At 69.0% G+C, this 19,530-nt stretch carries 20 protein-coding genes; 5 read left to right on the top strand and 15 right to left on the bottom strand.

Annotated elements, in window-relative coordinates; genetic code table 11:
* Positions 1-104: 104 nt before the first annotated feature.
* Complete coding sequence (locus DEU38_RS28120) at positions 105-320, top strand: DUF2778 domain-containing protein (protein WP_147283544.1); 216 nt, start codon at positions 105-107, stop codon at positions 318-320.
* 80 nt (positions 321-400) lie between these two features.
* On the opposite strand, the gene DEU38_RS19825 is transcribed toward DEU38_RS28120, so the two are convergent.
* Genes DEU38_RS19825 through DEU38_RS19810 form a run of 4 tightly spaced genes read right to left on the bottom strand, consistent with a single transcriptional unit; the run spans position 401 to position 3,901 of the window.
* Positions 401-1,159: a cobalt-precorrin-6A reductase gene (locus DEU38_RS19825; protein ID WP_114723111.1), complete on the bottom strand. Its 759-nt coding sequence runs from the start codon at positions 1,157-1,159 to the stop codon at positions 401-403.
* Positions 1,159-1,908 (bottom strand): precorrin-4 C(11)-methyltransferase, encoded by a 750-nt coding sequence (gene cobM / locus DEU38_RS19820; protein WP_114723110.1) that lies wholly within the window; start codon positions 1,906-1,908, stop codon positions 1,159-1,161. Before cobM ends, DEU38_RS19825 begins: the two co-directional genes overlap by 1 nt.
* Positions 1,905-3,149 carry a precorrin-6y C5,15-methyltransferase (decarboxylating) subunit CbiE gene (cbiE, locus tag DEU38_RS19815; protein ID WP_114723109.1) on the bottom strand — a complete coding sequence of 415 codons (1,245 nt, stop codon included), beginning with the start codon at positions 3,147-3,149 and terminating at the stop codon, positions 1,905-1,907. Before cbiE ends, cobM begins: the two co-directional genes overlap by 4 nt.
* Positions 3,146-3,901: an SDR family NAD(P)-dependent oxidoreductase gene (locus DEU38_RS19810; protein WP_114723108.1), complete on the bottom strand. Its 756-nt coding sequence runs from the start codon at positions 3,899-3,901 to the stop codon at positions 3,146-3,148. Before DEU38_RS19810 ends, cbiE begins: the two co-directional genes overlap by 4 nt.
* Before the next feature lie 44 nt (positions 3,902-3,945).
* On the opposite strand from DEU38_RS19810, the gene DEU38_RS19805 reads away from it, so the two are divergent.
* Positions 3,946-4,359, top strand: a complete 414-nt coding sequence (locus DEU38_RS19805) for a PPOX class F420-dependent oxidoreductase (protein WP_114723107.1) — start codon at positions 3,946-3,948, stop codon at positions 4,357-4,359.
* A gap of 135 nt (positions 4,360-4,494) precedes the next feature.
* On the top strand, positions 4,495-4,986 hold the full coding sequence (locus DEU38_RS19800) for a hypothetical protein (RefSeq protein WP_258558029.1): 492 nt from the start codon (positions 4,495-4,497) through the stop codon (positions 4,984-4,986).
* A gap of 22 nt (positions 4,987-5,008) precedes the next feature.
* Here the strand turns inward: DEU38_RS19800 and DEU38_RS19795 are convergent, their stop codons facing one another.
* A complete protein-coding gene (locus DEU38_RS19795; RefSeq protein ID WP_258558028.1) occupies positions 5,009-6,190 on the bottom strand; it encodes a Xaa-Pro peptidase family protein in 1,182 nt (393 codons plus the stop codon).
* Between the two features lie 37 nt (positions 6,191-6,227).
* On the opposite strand from DEU38_RS19795, the gene DEU38_RS19790 reads away from it, so the two are divergent.
* Positions 6,228-7,190, top strand: coding sequence for a 5'-3' exonuclease (locus DEU38_RS19790; RefSeq protein ID WP_114723105.1), 963 nt, complete (start codon positions 6,228-6,230; stop codon positions 7,188-7,190).
* 18 nt (positions 7,191-7,208) lie between these two features.
* Here the strand turns inward: DEU38_RS19790 and DEU38_RS19785 are convergent, their stop codons facing one another.
* From DEU38_RS19785 to pafA, 8 genes are all read right to left on the bottom strand, one after another.
* Positions 7,209-8,015 carry a DUF4333 domain-containing protein gene (locus DEU38_RS19785; protein WP_114723104.1) on the bottom strand — a complete coding sequence of 269 codons (807 nt, stop codon included), beginning with the start codon at positions 8,013-8,015 and terminating at the stop codon, positions 7,209-7,211.
* A 277-nt stretch (positions 8,016-8,292) separates the two neighbouring features.
* Positions 8,293-8,556: a DUF1876 domain-containing protein gene (locus DEU38_RS19780; RefSeq protein WP_114723103.1), complete on the bottom strand. Its 264-nt coding sequence runs from the start codon at positions 8,554-8,556 to the stop codon at positions 8,293-8,295.
* Between the two features lie 133 nt (positions 8,557-8,689).
* Positions 8,690-11,386, bottom strand: a complete 2,697-nt coding sequence (locus DEU38_RS19775; RefSeq protein ID WP_114723102.1) for an RNA helicase — start codon at positions 11,384-11,386, stop codon at positions 8,690-8,692.
* On the bottom strand, positions 11,383-12,339 hold the full coding sequence (gene tatC / locus DEU38_RS19770) for a twin-arginine translocase subunit TatC (RefSeq protein ID WP_114723101.1): 957 nt from the start codon (positions 12,337-12,339) through the stop codon (positions 11,383-11,385). Before tatC ends, DEU38_RS19775 begins: the two co-directional genes overlap by 4 nt.
* Positions 12,340-12,410: 71 nt before the next feature.
* Entirely contained in the window at positions 12,411-12,677 is a 267-nt protein-coding gene (tatA, locus tag DEU38_RS19765; protein WP_114723100.1) for a Sec-independent protein translocase subunit TatA, read from the bottom strand.
* Positions 12,678-12,890: 213 nt separating this feature from the next.
* A complete protein-coding gene (locus tag DEU38_RS19760; protein WP_114723099.1) occupies positions 12,891-13,862 on the bottom strand; it encodes a YafY family protein in 972 nt (323 codons plus the stop codon).
* Positions 13,859-14,866 (bottom strand): YafY family protein, encoded by a 1,008-nt coding sequence (locus tag DEU38_RS19755; RefSeq protein ID WP_114723098.1) that lies wholly within the window; start codon positions 14,864-14,866, stop codon positions 13,859-13,861. Before DEU38_RS19755 ends, DEU38_RS19760 begins: the two co-directional genes overlap by 4 nt.
* A gap of 89 nt (positions 14,867-14,955) precedes the next feature.
* Entirely contained in the window at positions 14,956-16,314 is a 1,359-nt protein-coding gene (gene pafA, locus DEU38_RS19750) for a Pup--protein ligase (RefSeq protein WP_181818863.1), read from the bottom strand.
* Positions 16,315-16,431: 117 nt separating this feature from the next.
* On the opposite strand from pafA, the gene DEU38_RS19745 reads away from it, so the two are divergent.
* Positions 16,432-17,850 carry a bifunctional phosphatase PAP2/diacylglycerol kinase family protein gene (locus tag DEU38_RS19745; RefSeq protein WP_114723096.1) on the top strand — a complete coding sequence of 473 codons (1,419 nt, stop codon included), beginning with the start codon at positions 16,432-16,434 and terminating at the stop codon, positions 17,848-17,850.
* Between the two features lie 4 nt (positions 17,851-17,854).
* Here DEU38_RS19745 and prcA read toward each other — a convergent pair whose 3' ends face one another.
* Entirely contained in the window at positions 17,855-18,667 is an 813-nt protein-coding gene (gene prcA, locus DEU38_RS19740; protein ID WP_114723095.1) for a proteasome subunit alpha, read from the bottom strand.
* Positions 18,664-19,500 (bottom strand): proteasome subunit beta, encoded by an 837-nt coding sequence (gene prcB, locus DEU38_RS19735; RefSeq protein ID WP_114723094.1) that lies wholly within the window; start codon positions 19,498-19,500, stop codon positions 18,664-18,666. The genes prcA and prcB overlap by 4 nt, the downstream gene beginning before the upstream one ends.
* Positions 19,501-19,530: the final 30 nt, after the last annotated feature.

Genomic DNA, 19,530 nt, shown 5'->3' with positions numbered 1-19,530 from the left:
CTGGTCTGGTGAGGAGCGGACCGGACAGATATCGCAGTTCGTAGCGCGTCGAGTGGAGGCCTTCGGGGAGGGCGTCCGGCGACGACACGTACCGTGTCGGCGTCATGCGTCGCACGACGGCGTCGAGTCAGGCATGGGGCCTGGACCGGCCTTCTACCGAGTTGCTCTACATCATCGACTGCCCGTGCGGTGGCATGAACGTGTGGCAGCTGTCCAGGACGGAACCGAAGCCTGATGAAGGCGAGTGCAACTCGTGCGGTCGGAACCTGTTCGACCCCGCCGGTACCCCGATCGTGCCCATGGCCATGGAACCCGTCTGACCTCAGGGAACATAGCCAACTCGCGAACCGAGCAGGGACACCCCGGCCGCGCAACCACGGTCGTCGTGCCTGACGGCCGGCTAGACGATGCGCGGACGCTGTCCGTGCGGTTGCGTGAGCCATCGGACGGCGACCTCGAGGTCGGACGTCGACGCCACCCCCACCGGGATCGGTGTCCGGGACACCATCACGACCGGGATGTCGAGCCGGCGGGCGGCCTCGAGCTTCGCCGACGTGAGCGCTCCCCCACTGTTCTTCGTCACCACCACGTCGATCCGATGCCGGCGCATCAGCGAGACCTCGTCGTCGACGGAGAAGGGCCCCCGATCCAGCAGAAGCTCCGACCGCGCGGGCATCGAGACGTCGGGGGGATCGATCGCGCGGACGAGGAACCAGCCGGAACCGTCGGCGAACGCGTCGACGCCCTGCCGGCCGATCGTCAGGAAGACCCGCTCCCCCAGTGCGGGCACCGCCCCCGCGGCCGCGGCGAGGTCGGGAACGGTGTGCCAGCGATCCCCCGGACCCGGCTCCCATTCGCGTCGGCGCAGCACCAGCAGTGGCACGTCCACCCGCGCCGTCGCGTCGGCAGCGTTGGCGGTGATCCGCGCCGCGAACGGGTGGGTCGCGTCGACGACGGCATCGATGTCGTTGACCTGCAGCCACTCCGCGAGCCCGTCGACGCCACCGAATCCGCCGATCCGAACGTCCCCCACCGGCAGCACGGGGTCGCGGACCCGCCCGGCGAGCGACGACGTCACCGACACCGCCGGATCGGCATCCAGACGGGCCGCGAGGTCGCGTGCGTCCCAGGTGCCGCCGAGGACGAGGACCCTGCGCATCAGTGAGTGGTGCGTGACCGGGACGCCGAGTACAGGTAGCTGTCGGGGAAGCCCTCCGCCGCCAACACTCGGCCCACGATCACCACTGCCGTCTTCGTGATTCCCGCGGCGTGCACCTGATCGGCGAGGGTCGCGAGGGTGCCGCGCAGCACGATCTCGTCCGGCCGGCTCGCGAACGCGACGACCGCCGCCGGGCAGTCGGACCCGTAGTTCTCGGACAGTTCCTCGACGATCTGCTCGATCCGGTGCGCGCCCAGGTGCACCACCATCGTGGCGCCGCTGCGCCCGAGCGAGCGCAGATCCTCGCCCGGCGGCATCGCCGTCGACAGCGTCGACACCCGGGTCAGCACGATCGACTGCGATACCCCGGGCACCGTGAGCTCCCGTCCCAGCGCGGCGGCCGCGGCCGTGAAGGCCGGCACCCCGGGCACGATGTCGTACGCGACGCCCGATGCCTCGAGGCGTCGAACCTGCTCGGCGACGGCCGAGTAGATCGACGGATCCCCCGAATGCAGGCGGGCCACATCGAGCCCGGCCGCGTCGGCGGCGATGAGCTGCTCGACGATCTCGTCCAGACTCATGCGCGCGGTGTCGATAACCTCGGCGTCGTCGGGGCACAGAGTGAGCAGTTCGGCGGGCACCAGGCTGCCCGCGTACAGGCACACCGGGCTCTGCGAGATCATGCGCGACGCGCGGAGCGTGATGAGGTCGGCAGCGCCCGGGCCTGCTCCGATGAAGTGGACTGTCATGTCGTTTCCCTTTCGGTGCTGTCCGGCTTCGTTGCCGACCATTGGGCCACCGGCAACTGCGGTCGCCACGCCGTGAAGCCGCCCAGCGGCTCACCTCGATAGACCTGGAATTTGCGGAGCTCTCCGCCGTTGCGCGAATGCCACTGCAGAATCAGCGACTCCGACTCGGCGGTGACGGCGTTGACCACCATCCGGCCACCCGGGCGCAATCGCGCCCAGCACGCGTCGAGCATTCCGTCCTGCGTGACGCCGCCGCCGACGAAGACGGCGTCGGGCGCGGCCGTCTCCTCGCCGAACGACGCCGGGGCCGCACCGCGGATCCGGAGCGCAGGAACGCCCAGGGCCACGGCGTTGTCGCCGATCTGTCCGACGCGCGAGTCCTCACGCTCGAACGCGACCGCGCGGCACCGGGGGTCGCTGCGCATCCACTCGATGCCGATCGTCCCCGAACCGCCGCCGACGTCCCACAGCAGCTCACCGGGCGCGGGAGCCAGCGCAGCGAGCGTGAGCGCCCGCACCTCGTGCTTCGTCATCTGACCGTCCCCGCGGTAGGCGGCGTCCGGTAGCCCCGCGTTCCGCGTCAGGCGCAATGCACCCGCACCGCGGACCTCGAGCGCGATCACGTTGAGCGGATCGCCCGCCGGCCGGTTCCACTCGGAGGCGGTACCGTCCGCCACTGCTTCGGCGGGCCCGCCCAGCTGTTCCAGCACGGTCAGTCGGGAGTCACCGAAACCGCTCTCGCACAGCATTTTCGCGACAGCCGCCGGGGTGTGTTGGTCGTTGCTGAGCACCAGCAGGCGCGCGCCGGTCTGCAGTTCCGGCGACAGCGTGCCCACCGGACGATTCACCAGGCTGACGGTGGGTGTCTCGTGCAGCGCCCACCCCAGTCGCGCACAAGCCAACGACACCGACGACGGGTGCGCGATCACGCGGATCCGCTCGGGACCCAGCACCCGGCACAGCGTGACACCGATGCCGTGGAACATCGGATCCCCGCTGCCGAGCACACACACCCGGCGGTCGCGGTGCTCGTCGAACAGGCCGGGTAACGCCGGCAGCATCGGCGACGGCCACGACACACGCAGCGCGGCGGAGTACGGAACGAGGTCGAGTTGCCGGGGCGAGCCGATCAGCACGTCGGCACCGCCGATCGCCGCCTGTGCCCGCGGTGAGAGTCCTTCCCACCCGTCGGCCCCGATCCCGACCACCAGGACCGGCGAGGTCGATACGGCAACGGTCATCGGGGCATCCGGCGCCAGACGAACTGCGGCAGCAGTCGCATCCCGAAGAACACGGGACGCAGCAGCGCCGGCACCCACACCCGTTCGGTGCGCTTGCGCAGGCCGTGGACGACCGCGTCGGCCACCTGCTGCGGGGTGCTCGAGAACGGAGCAGGCTTCATGCCCTCCGTCATCCGCCCGATCACGAATCCGGGCCGCACAAGCAGCAGATGGACGCCGCTGCCGTGCAGCGCGTCCCCCAGGCCCGAGGCGAATCCGTCGAGGCCGGCCTTCGCCGAACCGTAGACGTAGTTGGCGCGGCGGACCCGCATGCCGGCGACCGACGAGAACACCACGATCTGTCCCGAGCCGTGGGCCCGCATCAGGTTCGCGAGATGCGTGAGCACACTGATCTGGGCGACGTAGTCGGTGTGGACGACGGCGAGCGCGTGCCCGGCGTCCTGCTCGGCGCGGGCCTGATCACCCAGGACACCGAACGCCAGCACGGCGACCCCGATGGGGCCGTGCTGTTCGGCGATCGCCGACAGGACACCGGAGTGATCCGCGACGCGATCGGCGTCGAACTCGATGGTGTGGACATCGGTGGCACCGGCACCGAGCAGGGTCCGGCGTTGCTGTCCCAGATCGTCACTGCGGCGCGCGGCCAGGACGACGGCCCGCCCGGGCGCCAGTCGCTGCGCGACCTCCAGCCCGATCTCGCTGCGACCGCCCAGCAGCACCACCGATCCGGGGGCGAAATCCGTGTCACTCATGACTCCAGTGTCCTGGATTCGCGGCGCTCGAGTACGGTCGGGGCATGGCCCGCTCCCCGTCGAATCCCACGCACCTCACCGCCGCGGCCGGCGAGTTCCTCACCGAACGGCATCTGGCGACCCTGACCACCCTGCGCAAGGACGGATCTCCGCACGTCGTGGCCGTGGGATTCACCTGGGACCCGGACAAGCGGATTGCCCGGATCATCACCAACGACTCGTCGCAGAAGGCCCGTAACGCCGACCGCGGGGGCTATGCCGCGGTCAGTCAGGTCGACGGCGGGCGGTGGCTCACGCTCGAGGGCTCCGCGCGGGTGATGTCGGATCCCGCGTCCGTCGCCGAGGGCGTCGAGCGCTACACGGCCCGGTACCGGCAGCCGCGGGAGAACCCCACCCGAGTGGTCATCGAGATCCACGTCGAACGAGTGATGGGCTCGGCAATCCTCATCGACAGGTGAAATCGTCTGATTTGCAACAGTATTCGGCGTCCACGGGGTGTTCCGAGGCGAGGCACGGGGGGTAGGGTGTGAGGACGTCGATGGCGAGCCCCTGATGGTCGTCATCGTCACCACCGAACCCGAGTGGGGATGGCCATGACAACTCGACGGACGGTATCGACGAATGGACGTTCCGATCACCGATGGGCCTTCCGCGGGTCGATCCTCGCGGGTGTCGCCGTCGCCGGACTGTGCGCGCCTGCCGCGGCTCACGCACTGCCGCCACATCCGTTCGGCCCGCCGGCGCTGACGATCGGCTGCGCCAACCAGGGCAGTCTGATGTCGTTGACCGGTGCCACCGGGCAATCCGGGCCCGAGCAGACGCCGCCGATCGGGCCGGGTGAGATCCGGTTCGAATCGTTCCCGGCGGCACCCCCGATCCCGGCCGCCGGACAGGTCACCGTCGCCTGGATCAACCTGGACACCGGCGCGACGGGCATCGCGGCGCTCGAGGGCACCTACCCGTACTACTCGAAGACGGTCTACACCGGTACCGGCAATATCCGGGCCACCGTGTTCGGCACGATCGACCTGGGCAGTCTGCCGCTGTGTCAGTCCAACCCGACATTCGGCAACTTCATCGTCTGACGTCGGCTGCCCGGCACGTCCCTCAGCCGGGCAGAACGGTCAATCCGTGCGGGCGCCGGTTCATCGGCTCGCACCCGTCGGCGGTGACCACGACGATGTCCTCGATCCGGGCACCCCACCGGCCGCGGAAGTAGATGCCCGGCTCGATGCTGAATGCCATTCCCGGCTCGAGCGTGATCTCGTTGCCGGCGACGATGTACGGCTCCTCGTGCACCGACAGCCCGATGCCGTGACCGGTGCGGTGGACGAACACCTCCGCCAGTCCGGCCTCCGCCAGGACGTCGCGGGCGGCGGCATCGACCGATTCGGCGGTCACACCGGGACGGACCGCATCGACGGCGGCGCGCTGTGCCGCCTCGAGGACGGCACACTGCCGCGCGACCTCGGCCTCCGGCTCGCCGAGGACGTACGTGCGGGTCGAATCGGAGTTGTATCCGGGTTCGACCGGTCCGCCGATGTCGATCACCACGACATCGCCGGCCTCGACGACACGATCCGACACCTCGTGGTGGGGATCGGCACCGTGCGGACCCGATCCGACGATCACGAACGCGGCCTCGGTGTGCCCCTCGGCGAGGATCGCATCGGTGATGTCGCGGGCCACCTCGGCTTCGGTCCGGCCCGGCCGCAACCACTCGCCCATCCGCGCGTGGACCCTGTCGATCGCCGCGCCGGCGCGACGCAGAGCCTCGATCTCGGCGTCGTCCTTGATCATTCGCAGCTCCCGCAGCACTCCGGTCGCCAGCACCGGCACGGTGCCGAACCGCCGGGCCAGCGGAACCAGGTGCAGCGCGGGCATCGCATCGGTGACCGCCGTGCGCGGGGACTCCGGCAGCAGCGACGACACCAGCTCGTACGGATCGACGCCGTCGACCCAGTCGTGCACGGGAAGGCCGAGATCACCCACCGCCGAATCCCCCAGCGACGCAAGCTCGAGCCGTGGCAGGACGACGGACGGCGGATTCCCGTCCGCGGGGACGACCAGGCAGGTCAATCGCTCGAACGAGTCGGCCCGGGAACCGACGAGGTAGCGCAGGTCGGGACCTGGCGTGACCAGGAGCCCGTCGAGTCCGGCACGCTCCGCGAACCGGGCGGCTCGCGTCAGTCGGTCGGCATAGACCGCGGTCGGGAACCGCGTCACCCCGGAGTTGTCGGGCCCGGTGCTGTGGGAACTCAGAGAACTCCGAGAACTATCTGTACTCATGAGATTCAGGCTAGTGCCGTTTGGCAGGATGGGGCGCATGAGTGGACCTTTGCTGCTGCTGGACGGTGCAAGTCTGTGGTTCCGGGCGTTCTACGCCCTCCCCGAATCGATGACTGCGCCCGACGGCCGTCCGGTCAATGCCGTGCGCGGGTTCACCGACATGGTCGCCGCCCTCGTCACCCGCACCCAGCCGTCACGACTGGCGGTGTGCCTGGATCTCGACTGGCGCCCCCAGTTCCGGGTCGACGCCGTGCCGTCGTACAAGGCGCACCGGGTGGCTCAGGAATCCGCCGGCGCCGACACCTCCGCGGGGTCTGCCGAGGAGGTGCCCGACACGCTGACGCCTCAGGTCGACATGATCATGGACGTGCTGGACGCCGCCGGTATCGCGACGGCCGGCGCTGCGGGGCTCGAAGCCGACGACGTGCTGGGAACCCTTGCAGCGCAGGAGAAGGAAGACTCCGTCGTGGTCGTGAGCGGCGACCGGGATCTGCTCCAGGTGGTCACCGACGATCCGGTGGCCGTGCGCGTGCTGTACGTCGGCCGTGGGCTGGCGAAGGCCGAACTGTTCGGACCTGCCGAGGTGGCCGCGAAGTACGGGGTGCCCGCGGAACGCGCCGGAGACGCCTACGCGGAGCTGGCCCTGCTGCGGGGCGACTCGTCGGACGGCCTGCCCGGGGTCAAGGGCGTCGGCGAGAAGACCGCGTCCACGCTCCTGCTACGACACGGTTCGCTCGAACAGCTACGTGCCGCGGCACTGGACCCGACCACCGACGTCGCGAAGGGTGTTCGCGCCAAGCTCGCCGCGTCCGCCGACTACATCGACGCCGCGTTGCCGGTGGTGCAGGTGGTCACCGATGCCGACGTGCAGTTGTCGCGCCCCGACGTGTTGCCCAGCGCGCCGGTCCACCCCGAACGACTCGAACAGGTGGCCACGCAACTAGGCATCGAGCGCTCGGTCGCCCGCCTCGTGGCGGCGATGGCGACCGAGCGCTCGTGACGTCCCGCAGGCTCCGGACTAGCTCGGGCGGCTGACCGAGTACTTGCCGTCGTTGTCGGTGAAGGTCACGGTGACCTTCTTCGGGGCGCCGTCCACCGTCAACGAACACTGGAACGAATTACCCTCGGAGACTTCCTGACCGGACGGGCAGCTCACGTCGGAGACCGAACGCGCACCGTACGACTCGGTGACGATCTGCTCGACGCCCTTCTGCGCGGCGGCCTGATCGAGTGTCTTGCCGCCGAAGACTCCCGAGAGCGCCAGGCCGACGACCGCGATCACCGCGATCACGGCCAGTCCGATTCCCGCCCACATCACCGGCTTCCCCTTACCGCCGGTGGTTGCCGGCTGTACGGGTTGCATGGGCTGCGCCGCCCACTGGTTCGGGGGCTGGGTGCCGAACTGCGCCTGCGGGTATCCCGGCTGCGCGCCCCACTGCTGGCCGGGGTACTGCTGCGCCTGGTTCGGCTGCCCCGGATTGGACTGTCCGGCGTACTGGCCGGAACCGCCCATCTGGGGGTTCCACTGCGGCTGTGCGGACGACGGCTGACCCCACGCCTGACCGCCGCCACCCCACTGCTGGTTCGCGTCGGGAGCACCGGGATACGGCTGACCCCAGGCCTGATTCTGGGGCTGGCCATGCTGTCCCGGATAGCCCTGCCCGGGAGGGGGGTAGGCGCCGCCGCCGTACACATCGGCGGGGTACGGGTTCGGGAGCGGCTGCTGGATGTGTTCGGGAGCGGTCGGTGCCGCGTGTCCTTCGCCGTGCCCCGACTGCGAGGCCCACTGCTCGTTGGGCTCGTTCGGTCCCTGCGGGCTGCTCATGTCGTCTCTCCTCGTCTCCGGTACTGCAGCCTACGATGCAACGAAATGCGTGAGCAGAGCCCGAACTTCGTGGATGTTCACGCGTTTCGAAGAATGTCTCTGGATCGGCAGCGGGTTACCCGAGACCCGGATCTTCAACAAAGCGGTACTCCTCCCCCGGTGCCGATTCATCGACACCCTACGCAGCATTCATCCGGACACGGAACATTGCCCCACGCTTTTCCGTGTCAGCTGGCCGGATGTCGGTCGTCGTCCTGTGCGGCCGGGTCCGCGGCCGCTACTCGGTCAGATGCGCGGGTGCGTGCGTAACGCCCTCGATGTCGCTGACGGTCGCGTCGATCAACTGATGTGCGAGATCGGCGAGCGCGCGCGCCGTCGCGAGTTCGTCACCGATCTCGGGCACGTTGCGATCCGTCGGATTCCTTCGCGCCGCCCCGACGCCGACCAGCGTCGTGTCACCGGTGTGCAGTCTCGCGGTAGAACGAGTCTGACGGTCGTGTTCGTCTATCACGATCTCCATCGACCACTGCTTCGCGTCCATGGTCGCGCTCCTCTCGGTACCGCCCCGACGGGTGGCCGGGGGTACACGATCCAGTCAACGTCCATCGGACACGATCCGGTAGGGGCGTTCGGATCCACCCGTCTTCGGAACTGCGACCTGCCGCGGCGGCGGACTACGTGGCGGCCACCGCCACGACCCCACGACGGATCGCCCCGACCGCCCGCGCGGCGGCCTTCGCCACCGCCGGATCGGACGCCGTCGAGTGCACCTGGTCGAGCAGGTCGATCACCTGCCGGCACCAACGCACGAAGTCGCCCGCCGACAGTTCCTTACCGCCCGAACCCGCCGAGATCAGCGCGTCCACCAGCGACTCGTCGCTGGCCCACTGGTAGATGGCGGTCACGAAGCCGAGGTCTGGCTCCCGGGTGAGCGGGAGCTTGTGCCGGACCTCGTCGGCCCGCAACTCGCCCCACACCCGCACCGTCTCCGCGAGCGCCTGTCGTAGCGGCACCGTCGTGCCCCGGTCGGGCGCGTCGGCATCCTGCCGGGACTCGTACACGACAGCCGACACCACCGCGGCCAGCTCGGCGGGGGTGAGCCCGCTCCAGACCCCGCGCCGCAGACACTCTGCGACGAGGAGATCGCTTTCGCAGTAGATCCGACCCAGGCGCTGCCCGGCCTCGGTGGCCTTCGGGTGCTTGCCCTCGGAGATGTAGCCACGCTCGGTGAGCAGGGCCACGATCCGGTCGAAGGTCCGCGCCAGCGAGTTCGTGGTCGCGGCCACCTTCTGCCGCATGGAGTCGGTCTCGCGGGCCAGACGGTTGTAGCGCTCGCCGATCCGGCTCAGCTGTTCGCGGTCCGGGCGAGAATGGCACGGGTGCTCACGAAGCGCCTTCCGGAGCGCCACGATCTCGCTGTCCTCGCGACCACTCTTCGCCCGTTTCGGTTTCCGCGGCGCGACGATGCCCGTACTCCGCAACGCCGACGCCAGATCGCGTCGCACGCGGGCCGTGCGGTGATCGACGTGCCGCGGCAATCGCATCCGGCCGAGCGCACGTGCCGGCACCGGGAAGTCCGCGGCACTGACCCGGCCCGCCCACTTCTCCTCCGTCAGCACCAAGGGCCGGGGATCGGTGTGATTCTGATCCGGCTCGAGCACAACCGCGAGCCCGGAGCGTTTGCCCACCGGGATCGCGACCACATCGCCCCGCCGGAGCCCGACGAGCGACTCGACCGACGCGCCCCGCCGGTCCGCCCGACCCTGACGTTCGATCGCGCGCTCACGGCTGCGCAGCTGCTCCCGGATCTGCACGTACTCGAAATACTCGCCGTCCGCGCCGCCGAGCTTGTCCCGCAGTTCTGTCAGCGCGGCCTCGTTGCGTTCGATCCCGCGGGTGAGCCCGACGACAGAACGGTCGGCCTGGAACTGCGCGAACGACCGCTCGAGCAGCGCACGCGACTCCGCCGCGCCCATCCGATCGATCAGGTTGATCGACATGTTGTAGGCGGGGCGGAACGAGCTGCGCAGCGGAAAGGTGCGCGTAGACGCCAGTCCGGCGACGTCGGTGGGCTCGACGCCGGGCTGCCACAGCACCACGGCATGGCCCTCGACGTCGATGCCGCGACGTCCCGCACGCCCGGTGAGCTGCGTGTACTCCCCCGGTGTCAGCTCCGCGTGCGTGTCGCCGTTGTATTTGACGAGGCGCTCGAGCACGACCGAACGCGCCGGCATGTTGATTCCCAGTGCGAGGGTCTCGGTCGCGAACACCGCGCGTACCAGCCCGTTGACGAACAATTCCTCCACGGTCTCCCGGAAGGCGGGCAGCATTCCGGCGTGGTGGGCGGCGAAGCCACGTTCGAGCGCCTCGCGCCACCCCCAGTAGCCGAGCACCTCGAGGTCGGCGCGCGGCAGGTCCCGGGTGTGCTTGTCGATGATCTCGCGGATCTGCGCGGTCTGCTCCGGCGTCGTCAGACGCAGGCGGGACCGCACGCACTGCGCGAGCGCCGCCTCGCAACCGGCGCGGCTGAAGATGAAGGTGATCGCCGGCAGCAAACCCTCTTCGTCAAGCCGCGCGATCACCTCCGGACGCGGCAGCGGCCGGTAGTCGCTCGACCGCCCACGACCACGCCCGCGCGGCTCCCAGTCGTTCATCCGGTCGAGCGCAAGGCGTTGCTTGACGTGGCGCGCCAGGTCCTGGTCGACCACCACGTCGTGCCCGCCGTTCGGCGTCGCCTTCGCATCGAACAGATCGAACAACCGACGTCCGACCATGATGTGCTGCCACAGCGGGATCGGGCGGGTCTCGTCGACCACGATCGTCGTGTCGCCCCGAACGGTCTCCATCCAGGCGCCGAATTCCTCGGCGTTGCTGACCGTCGCCGACAGGCTGACGAGGCGCACGTCCTCGGGCAGGTGCAGGATCACCTCTTCCCAGACTGCCCCGCGGAAGCGATCGGCCAGGAAGTGCACCTCGTCCATCACGACATGCGAGAGACCACGCAGCGCCGGCGAGTCGGCGTAGAGCATGTTGCGCAGTACCTCGGTCGTCATGACGACGACGGGAGCGTCCGAGTTGATGCTGGTGTCCCCGGTCAGCAGCCCGACGGCGTCCTTGCCGTGGCGTTCGGAGAGTTCGGCGAACTTCTGATTGCTGAGCGCCTTGATCGGCGTCGTGTAGAAGCACTTGCGCCCGGCCTCGAGCGCGAGGTGCACCGCGAACTCACCGACGACGGTCTTGCCCGCGCCGGTAGGCGCGCACACCAGCACGCCGTGCCCGGCCTCGAGCGCCGCGCAGGCCTGCACCTGGAACGGATCGAGGGGAAAGCTCAGTTGTTCCGTGAACGAGTCGAGTTGGGTCCGAGCCCTCACAGCGTGTCCGTGTAGTCCTGCGAAGCGGGCCTCGGGGCAGCCGACGCGGGCTCCACCGGTGTGACACCGTCCACGGCCGTCGGCGCACTGATCGTCGACGCCTCCTCGTCGTCCAGAGCACCCCAGGCCTCGGACTCAGCCCGCGCCTTGCGCTTGTCGTTGAGTCGCGCGACCTGCACGGCCACCTCGAACAGAACCGTCAACGCGCCGGCCAAAACCAACATCGAGAACGGATCCTGGCCGGGAGTGGCGACCGCCGCGAACACGAACAACCCCATGATCAGCCCGCGACGCCACGCCTTCAGCTTCGAGTACGGAAGCACGCCGACGACGTTGAGCGCGACGATGAGGAGCGGAATCTCGAAGCTGACACCGAAGATGATCAGCAGGTTGATCACGAAGCCGAAATACTGGGCGCCGCTCAGAGCGGTGATCTGGACGTTGTCGCCGATCGTCAACAGGAAGTGCAGGGCCTTCGCGACGACGACGTATGCAAGGACCGCACCGGCGACGAACAGGGCGGTCGCCGCGACGACGAAACTGATCGCGTACTTCCGCTCCTTCGAGTACATACCCGGAGTCACGAAACCCCAGATCTGGTAGAGCCAGATCGGGCAGGCCAGCACGATGCCGGCGGTGAAGGCAACCTTGAACCGGAGCATGAACTGCTCGAACGGACCCGTCGCGAGCAGACGACACGAACCGTCATTGCTCAGGTCCGCTCGAGCGGAGGTAGGAAGCTCACAGTACGGCCCGCGCAGCAGATCGCCGAGGCTCTCCAGCCCCAGGATCTGATGGGAATACCAGAAGAAGCCGATGATCGTGGTCAGCACGATGGCCGCGACGGAGATCAGCAGTCGCGTCCGCAGCTCGTACAGGTGATCGACCAGCGACATCGTGCCATCTGGATTTGTCCTGCGTCGGCTGCGACGCGGGTCGAACGGAATTCGCACAGTGGGCCCTAGCCTTGGTCAGCGACGAACCGGGGCGAACGCACTCACCCCGGACGCGTGTGGATCGTGAACTAGGCCGACTTCGGCTCGGTGTGCGCCTGTGGGGTCTCGACCACCGTGGCATCCATCGTCGGCGACGGAAGCTGTGCTGCGGGAGTCGCGGTCGGCGCGGCACTCGAAGCGGTGTTGCCGTCGTTCTGCATCTCCTTGACCTCGCTCTTGAAGATGCGCAACGACCGACCGAGGCCGCGGGCCGCGTCGGGAAGCTTCTTCGAACCGAACAGGATGATGACGACAAGCGCCACAATGGCCCAGTGCCAGGGGCTCATGGCTCCCATTTTTACCTCCAGGTTTCAGATGCCAACGATGCTACCGGACGTGTCTGCGTCGGTCTTGGTGCAAATGTCCTGTTCACCGTGACGTAACAACCAACCGGAGCGGTCTGCGCACATCCCGGCGTACCAGTTCACGCAACCGCCATCAAAAGTTACTCCTTCGGCCCCCTGCGCGTGCCGGATCCACCCGATCCGGCCGGCCTCACGTGTCGCGCTTCACGCCTCCATCGCGTCGTACATCCCCAGTGCCGACCACGCCCGCTCGCGGACCGCCTCGACCAGCTGCGGCGGCTCCAGGACCTTCGCTCCGGAACCGAAGCCGAGAACGAGTCGCGCCATCCATTCCTGGGACCCGTACCGCATCGTCGCCTCGACCGAACCGTCCGGGAGCGTCCGCACCGGAACCATCGGATAGTTGTCCAGAATCCATCCCTGATCGGCAGAGACCTGCAGCACGGCCAGCGGCAGATCGGCGTCGTCGCTGAACAACTCGAGGTGCTCGTCGGTACCGAGTGCCTGCTCGGGTGCCGCCGACGGCTCGTCCAGTTCCTCGGCCGCATCGATCCGGTCGAATCGGAACAGCCGCACCCCCTCGGCCTGCCGGCACCACGCCTGCAGGTAGGTGTGGTCGTCGACGAGCAGCGATCGGATCGGGTCGACGACACGCTCGGACACCGCGTCGCGCGACGCCGAGTAGTACGTCAGGTGCAGGGCGTGATCGTTCTGCAGCGCGGTGCGGACGACCGCCGCCACCGGGTTCTCCGTCGCACCGTCGCCCTCCGGACCGTCGTCGGTCAGCGACCGTCCCCGCGCGGCGCTCCCGGCGGCGGACTCGATCTTCGCGATCGCGCCCTGCGCGGCCGACGGATCGACCATTCCGGGCAGTTCTGCGAGGGACCGCAGAGCCACCAGCAGGACCGTCGCCTCGGTGGACGTCAGCCGCAGTGGCCGATCGATACCAGCCGAGAAGATGACCGAGACCGTGTCCTCGTCGAACGACAGGTCGATCAGATCGCCGGGCCCGTAACCGGGCAGTCCGCAGACCCACAGCTGATCCAGGTCTTTCATCAGGTTCGGCACCGTGACGCCCAGCTCGCGGGCCGCCTGCTCCTTGCTGATGCCCGGATGTGCCATGAAGTACGGCACAAGGTTGAGCAGGCGCGTCAGGCGCGACAATCTCGTGCTCATCGGTCCGCCTCCATGCTCTCGGCTGCGACCCCGGCCGCGAACCGCAACTTCTCCTTCACGTTCGAGCGCAACGACTCCGGCCCCAGCACCAGGGCGTCGACGCCGTGGCCGGCGATCAGTCGAGCCGTCCAGTCCCACGACCGGACCGGAATCTCGAGGACCGTACCGGGCCGTGATCCGAGTTCCCGCGGACCCTGCGCCGTTCCGAGTCGCCGGAGTTCGTGCGCGCGCCCCGCGGCCACCCACACCGTCGCGGTTCCCGTCACCGATCCCGCACCGGTGACCGCGTCGACAATCGCCCGCAGGTCCACGTCGGCCGGCTTGCGTACGACGTTCGACGGCCCCACCGCCCGGACCGGATCACCGATACGCGACAACCGGAACGTCCGGGTCGCATCGCGATCGACGTCGTGACCGACGAGATACCACCGCCCGCGCAGCGTCACCACGCCCCACGGTTCCACCGTCCGCGTGACGAACGGCTCCGTCGGGGCGCCACGATGCTGGAACTCGACCACGCGGCCGGCATCGACCGCCTCGAGCAGTAGCCGCATCGCGGTCTCGGATCCGCGGGTCCGGGCCGGGATCGCCGACACCGGGACGGCGTCGAGATCGGCCTCGACCTGAACGCCCGCCGCGCGCAGCTTCATGAGCGCGCTCTGGGACGCGGACATCAGCTCCGGTGAACCCCACAACCGCACCGCGACCGCGACGGCCGCGGCCTCGGCGGTGTCCAGGTCGACGTCCGGCAGCTCGTAGGCCGTCCGGTCGATCCGGTAGCCCTCGACCGTCGAGAACCGGCCGGCCTGTCCCGTCTCGAGCGGGATGCCCAGATCGCGGAGTTCGTTCTTGTCCCGCTCGAACATCCGGCTGAAGGCCTCGTTGCTCGCAGACTCGTCATAGCCCGCCACGCTCTCCCGGATCTTCTCCGCGGTGAGAAACTGTCGGGTGGAGAGCAGGCAGATGACGAGATTCATCAACCGCTCGACTTTCGCTTTCGCCACGTCGCCGAGCCTAACGGCTCCCGACCAGACCGACCGGTAGCAAAACGGTCGGATCGGGCAGTCGCCGTGGGTGACCGATCACACGGGCGTCACATGGACGCGATCAGCCGCTCCACGCGCTCGTCGACCGAACGGAACGGGTCCTTGCACAGCACCGTCCGCTGCGCCTGATCGTTGAGCTTGAGGTGAACCCAGTCCACCGTGAAGTCGCGGCCCGCATCCTGCGCGGCGGCGATGAACTCACCCCGCAGCTTCGCGCGGGTGGTCTGCGGCGGCGTCTCCACCGCAGCCTCGATGGTCTCGTCCTCGGTGACCCGCTTCGCCAGCCCCTTGCGCTGCAACAGGTCGAACACACCCCGACCGCGCTTGATGTCGTGATACGCCAGGTCGAGTTGGGCGATCTTGGGATCGGCCAGCTCCATGCCGTACTTGTCCTGGTAGCGCTGGAACAGCTTGCGCTTGATCACCCAGTCGATCTCGGTGTCGACCTTCGCGAAATCCTGGTTCTCGACGGCGTCGAGCGCCCGACCCCACAGGTCGACCACCTGGTCCACCTGCGGATCCCGCTCGCGGGTCTGCAGATGCTCGACGGCCCGCGAGTAGTACTCGCGCTGGATGTCGAGCGCACTGGCCTGGCGCCCACCCGCCAGCCGGACCGGACGGCGACCCGTCAGGTCGTGGCTGACCTCACGGATCGCGCGGATCGGGTTGTCGAGAGCGAAGTCACGGAACGGAACGCCCGCCTCGATCATCTCGAGCACCAACGCTGCGGTCCCGACCTTGAGCATGGTCGTGGTCTCGGACATGTTGGAATCGCCGACGATCACGTGCAGACGCCGGTACTTCTCGGCATCGGCGTGGGGCTCGTCGCGCGTGTTGATGATCGGCCGCGACCGGGTCGTCGCGGACGAGACGCCCTCCCAGATGTGCTCCGCCCGCTGCGACAGGCAGAACGTCGCCGCCTTGGGCGTCTGCAGGATCTTGCCCGCACCGCAGATCAACTGACGGGTCACCAGGAACGGGAGCAGGACGTCGGAGATGCGGGAGAACTCCCCCGCGCGGACCACGAGGAAATTCTCGTGGCAACCGTACGAGTTCCCCGCCGAATCGGTGTTGTTCTTGAACAGGTAGATGTCCCCGCCGATGCCCTCTTCGGCGAGCCGCTGCTCGGCGTCGACGAGCAGATCCTCGAGCACGCGCTCACCGGCGCGGTCGTGGTTGACGAGTTGCAGCAGGCTGTCGCACTCGGCGGTCGCGTACTCCGGATGCGACCCGACGTCGAGGTACAGCCGTGCGCCGTTCCGCAGGAACACGTTGGAACTACGGCCCCACGAAACCACTCGCCGGAAGAGGTAACGAGCAACCTCGTCCGGACTCAGCCTTCTATGACCGTGAAAGGTGCAGGTGACACCGAACTCGGTCTCAATTCCCATGATTCGTCGCTGCACACTTCGACAGTACAGCGCGGAGCGGATTTGCCACGGCGTTCGCGACGAGGCTCGCGACCCTAGGGTGGGAACGTGGCCGAAGTGAGATGTTTCCCCGAACGTACCGACCGTGTCCTCATGCGCCTGAGCACCGCACTGCCACCCTCGAGACTCGATGGTGGCCTGCGCGCCCTGAGCACCGCAGCCAACCACAGCGTCCTGTGGATCGGCGTCGCCGCCGGGATGGGGCTGGCCGGCGGACGCGCGCGCCGGGCAGCGGTGCGCGGGCTGCTGTCCGTGGCCGGCGCGAGCGCGTTGTCCAATGCCGTGCTCAAACCGATCTTCCCCCGGCGCCGCCCGCCCGAGGGAACGCTCGGGTTCGCGACCCGCCGCGGGCTCCCGGCACCGCGATCGTCGTCGTTCCCGTCGGGGCACTCGGCCTCGGCGGCCGCTTTCGCCACGGGCGTGGCCCTCGAGTTCCCCCTCGCCGGCGTGGCGCTCGCGCCGGTAGCGGCGGCCGTCGCGTACTCCCGGGTCCACACGGGTGTGCACTGGCCGTCCGACGTCGCGGTAGGCCTCGGTGTGGGCGGGACGGTCGCCCTCGCGACCCGCCGCTGGTGGGCGGTGCGCGACGAGGAGCCGGCGACCCTCGGCCCCGACCGCAGCACCCAGGCACTGCCCGACGGCGAGGGCATGATGGTGTTCGCCAATCCGGGTTCCGGAACCGAGGACGACGGCGTCCGCGCCGAACTCGAGTCCCTGCTGCCGAGGGCGGTCGTGGTCGAATTCGATGCCGATCGCGACTTCGATCAGCAACTCGACGAGGTGATCTCGACCCGCTCCCCCAAGGCTATCGGGGTGTACGGCGGCGACGGGACGGTCGTGACCGTGGCCTCCGCCGCCGTCCGACACGACCTGCCGCTGGCGGTGTTCCCCGGGGGAACCCTCAATCACTTCGCCCGAGACGCCGGCGTCGGCGACGTCGCGTCCACCGCGGACGCGATCGCGGAGGGCAGCGCCGAGGTGGTGGACCTGGGCCGTGTACGGGTGGACGGCCGCCAAGAATCGACCTTCGTCAACACCGCAAGCCTCGGCGGGTACCCGGACTCGGTGCGACTCCGGGAGCGTTGGCAGCCTCGGCTCGGCAAGTGGCCGGCCGCCGCGTTCGCGATGGTGCGGGTCCTGGCATCGGCGGAACCGCTGACCGTGACCATCGACGGCGCCGAGCATGCGGTGTGGATGTTGTTCGTCGGCAACGGCCGGTACGCCCCCGCCGATCAGGTACCGATGTCACGCCCGGACATTCACCGCGGCACGCTCGACGTGCGGTACCTGCTGGCCGACCGCCGATTCTCGCGGCTGAGACTCGTCGCGGCAGCGCTGACGGGCACCCTGGGTGCGTCCACCACCTACGTGCAGAAGAACACCGACGCGGTGACCATCGAGATAGACGGTGATCCGGTCGCCCTGGCGACCGACGGCGAGGTGGTCGCCGACGGGCGCCTGTTCCAGTTCCGGAGCGAACCGCACCGCGTGGTGCTCTACCGCAAGCTGTAGCGGTCTAGGCGGTGTCCCCGGTCCCGGGGGCATCGCCTTCCGCGTCCGGCTTCTTCTTGCTCGTCTCGGCGGCCGGGCCGCCGTTGTCGCCCTGCGGGGCGGGCGGCACCGGCAGCAGCGATTCGAGCACGCTGCCGGAGATTCGCCGGAAGGTGCGCCGCGGACGGGACTGGTCGAGCACCGCGACCTCGAGGCTCGACACCCCGAGCGTGCGGCGATCGGAATCCCCGTTGCCCGACGACGTTCCGTCCTGCAGTGCCTTGACCGCGACCGCAACGGCCTCGGCGAGGTCCATTCCCGTGCGGTACGACTCGCGCAGCGCGGTGACGATCGGCTCGGTGGTGCCGCCCATGACGACGAACTGCTGCTCGTCGACGATCGATCCGTCGTAGGTGATCCGGTACAGCTGCGCCTGCGGCGGGGCCTCCTGCGGGCCGACCTCGGCCACGCAGATCTCCACCTCGTACGGCTTGGGCTGCTCGGTGAAAATCGTGCCGAGCGTCTGCGCGTATCCATTGGCGAGCGAACGCCCGGTCACGTCACGCCGGTCGTAGGAGTACCCGCGCATGTCGGCATGCACGATGCCGGCACGCCGCAGATTCTCGAACTCGTTGTACTTGCCGACCGCCGCGAAACCGAGCCGGTCGTACAGCTCGCTCACCTTGTGCAGCGCGGTGGACGGATTCTCCGCCACGAACAGGACGCCGTCCGCGAACGTGAGCACGATGACGCTGCGGCCGCGCGCAATTCCCTTGCGCGCCAGCTCCGAGCGATCGCGCATGATCTGCTCGGCGGAGGCGTAGTACGGCAACGTCATCGCGGGGTGCGTCCTTCCTCGGTGCGGTCTGCCACGACGGCGCGAGCCAGTTCGGCGGTGCGCTCGACCGGCACGTTCACTGCGCCGTCGGCAGTGATCGAGACCGCCGTCGGGTAGATCGCCCGGACCAGGTCCGGTCCGCCGGTGGCCGAGTCGTCGTCGGCCGCGTCGTACAGAGCCTCGATGGCCATCCGGAGCGCCGAGTCCTCGTCGGCGCCTTCCCGGTAGAGCTTCTTGAGCGACGACTTCGCGAACAGGGATCCGGATCCGACCGCGTGGTACCCGGCGCGTTCCTCGTACCGCCCGCCCACGACGTCGTACGAGACGATGCGCCCGGCGCGTTCGGTGTCGGAGGCGTCCAGATCGAAGCCCACCAGCAGCGGGACGACCGCCAGGCCCTGCATCGCGGCGCCCAGGTTGCCACGGACCATCGACGACAGGCGGTTGGCCTTGCCGTCGAAGGTCAGCTGGACCCCCTCGATCTTCTCGTAGTGCTCCAGCTCGACGGCGAACAGCCGGACCAGTTCGATCGCGACGCCCGCAGTGCCGGCGATCCCGGCCGCGGAGTAGTCGTCGGTGACGAACACCTTCTCGACGTCGCGGCTCGCGATGAGGTTGCCCATCGTGGCTCGCCGGTCGCCGGCGATCACGACGCCGCCGGCGAACGTCAGCGCGACGATCGTGGTCCCGTGCGGTGCGATGTCCGCACTCTCGCCGTCAGAACCGATGCGGCTCATGTTCGTTCGATTTCCGGGCAGCAGCTCCGGTGCGTGGATGCGCAGGTGCTCGGTGAACGAGGACAGGTTCGAACCGTAGGCGAACCCGGTGTTCATCCCGAGGCCGCCGACAGTCGACGGCACCCC

It is taken from the genome of Rhodococcus sp. AG1013, from assembly GCF_003350365.1.
Classification (GTDB): domain Bacteria; phylum Actinomycetota; class Actinomycetes; order Mycobacteriales; family Mycobacteriaceae; genus Prescottella.
Note: the sequence above shows the minus strand (reverse complement) of the source record. Positions and strands in the feature narration are given on the sequence as shown.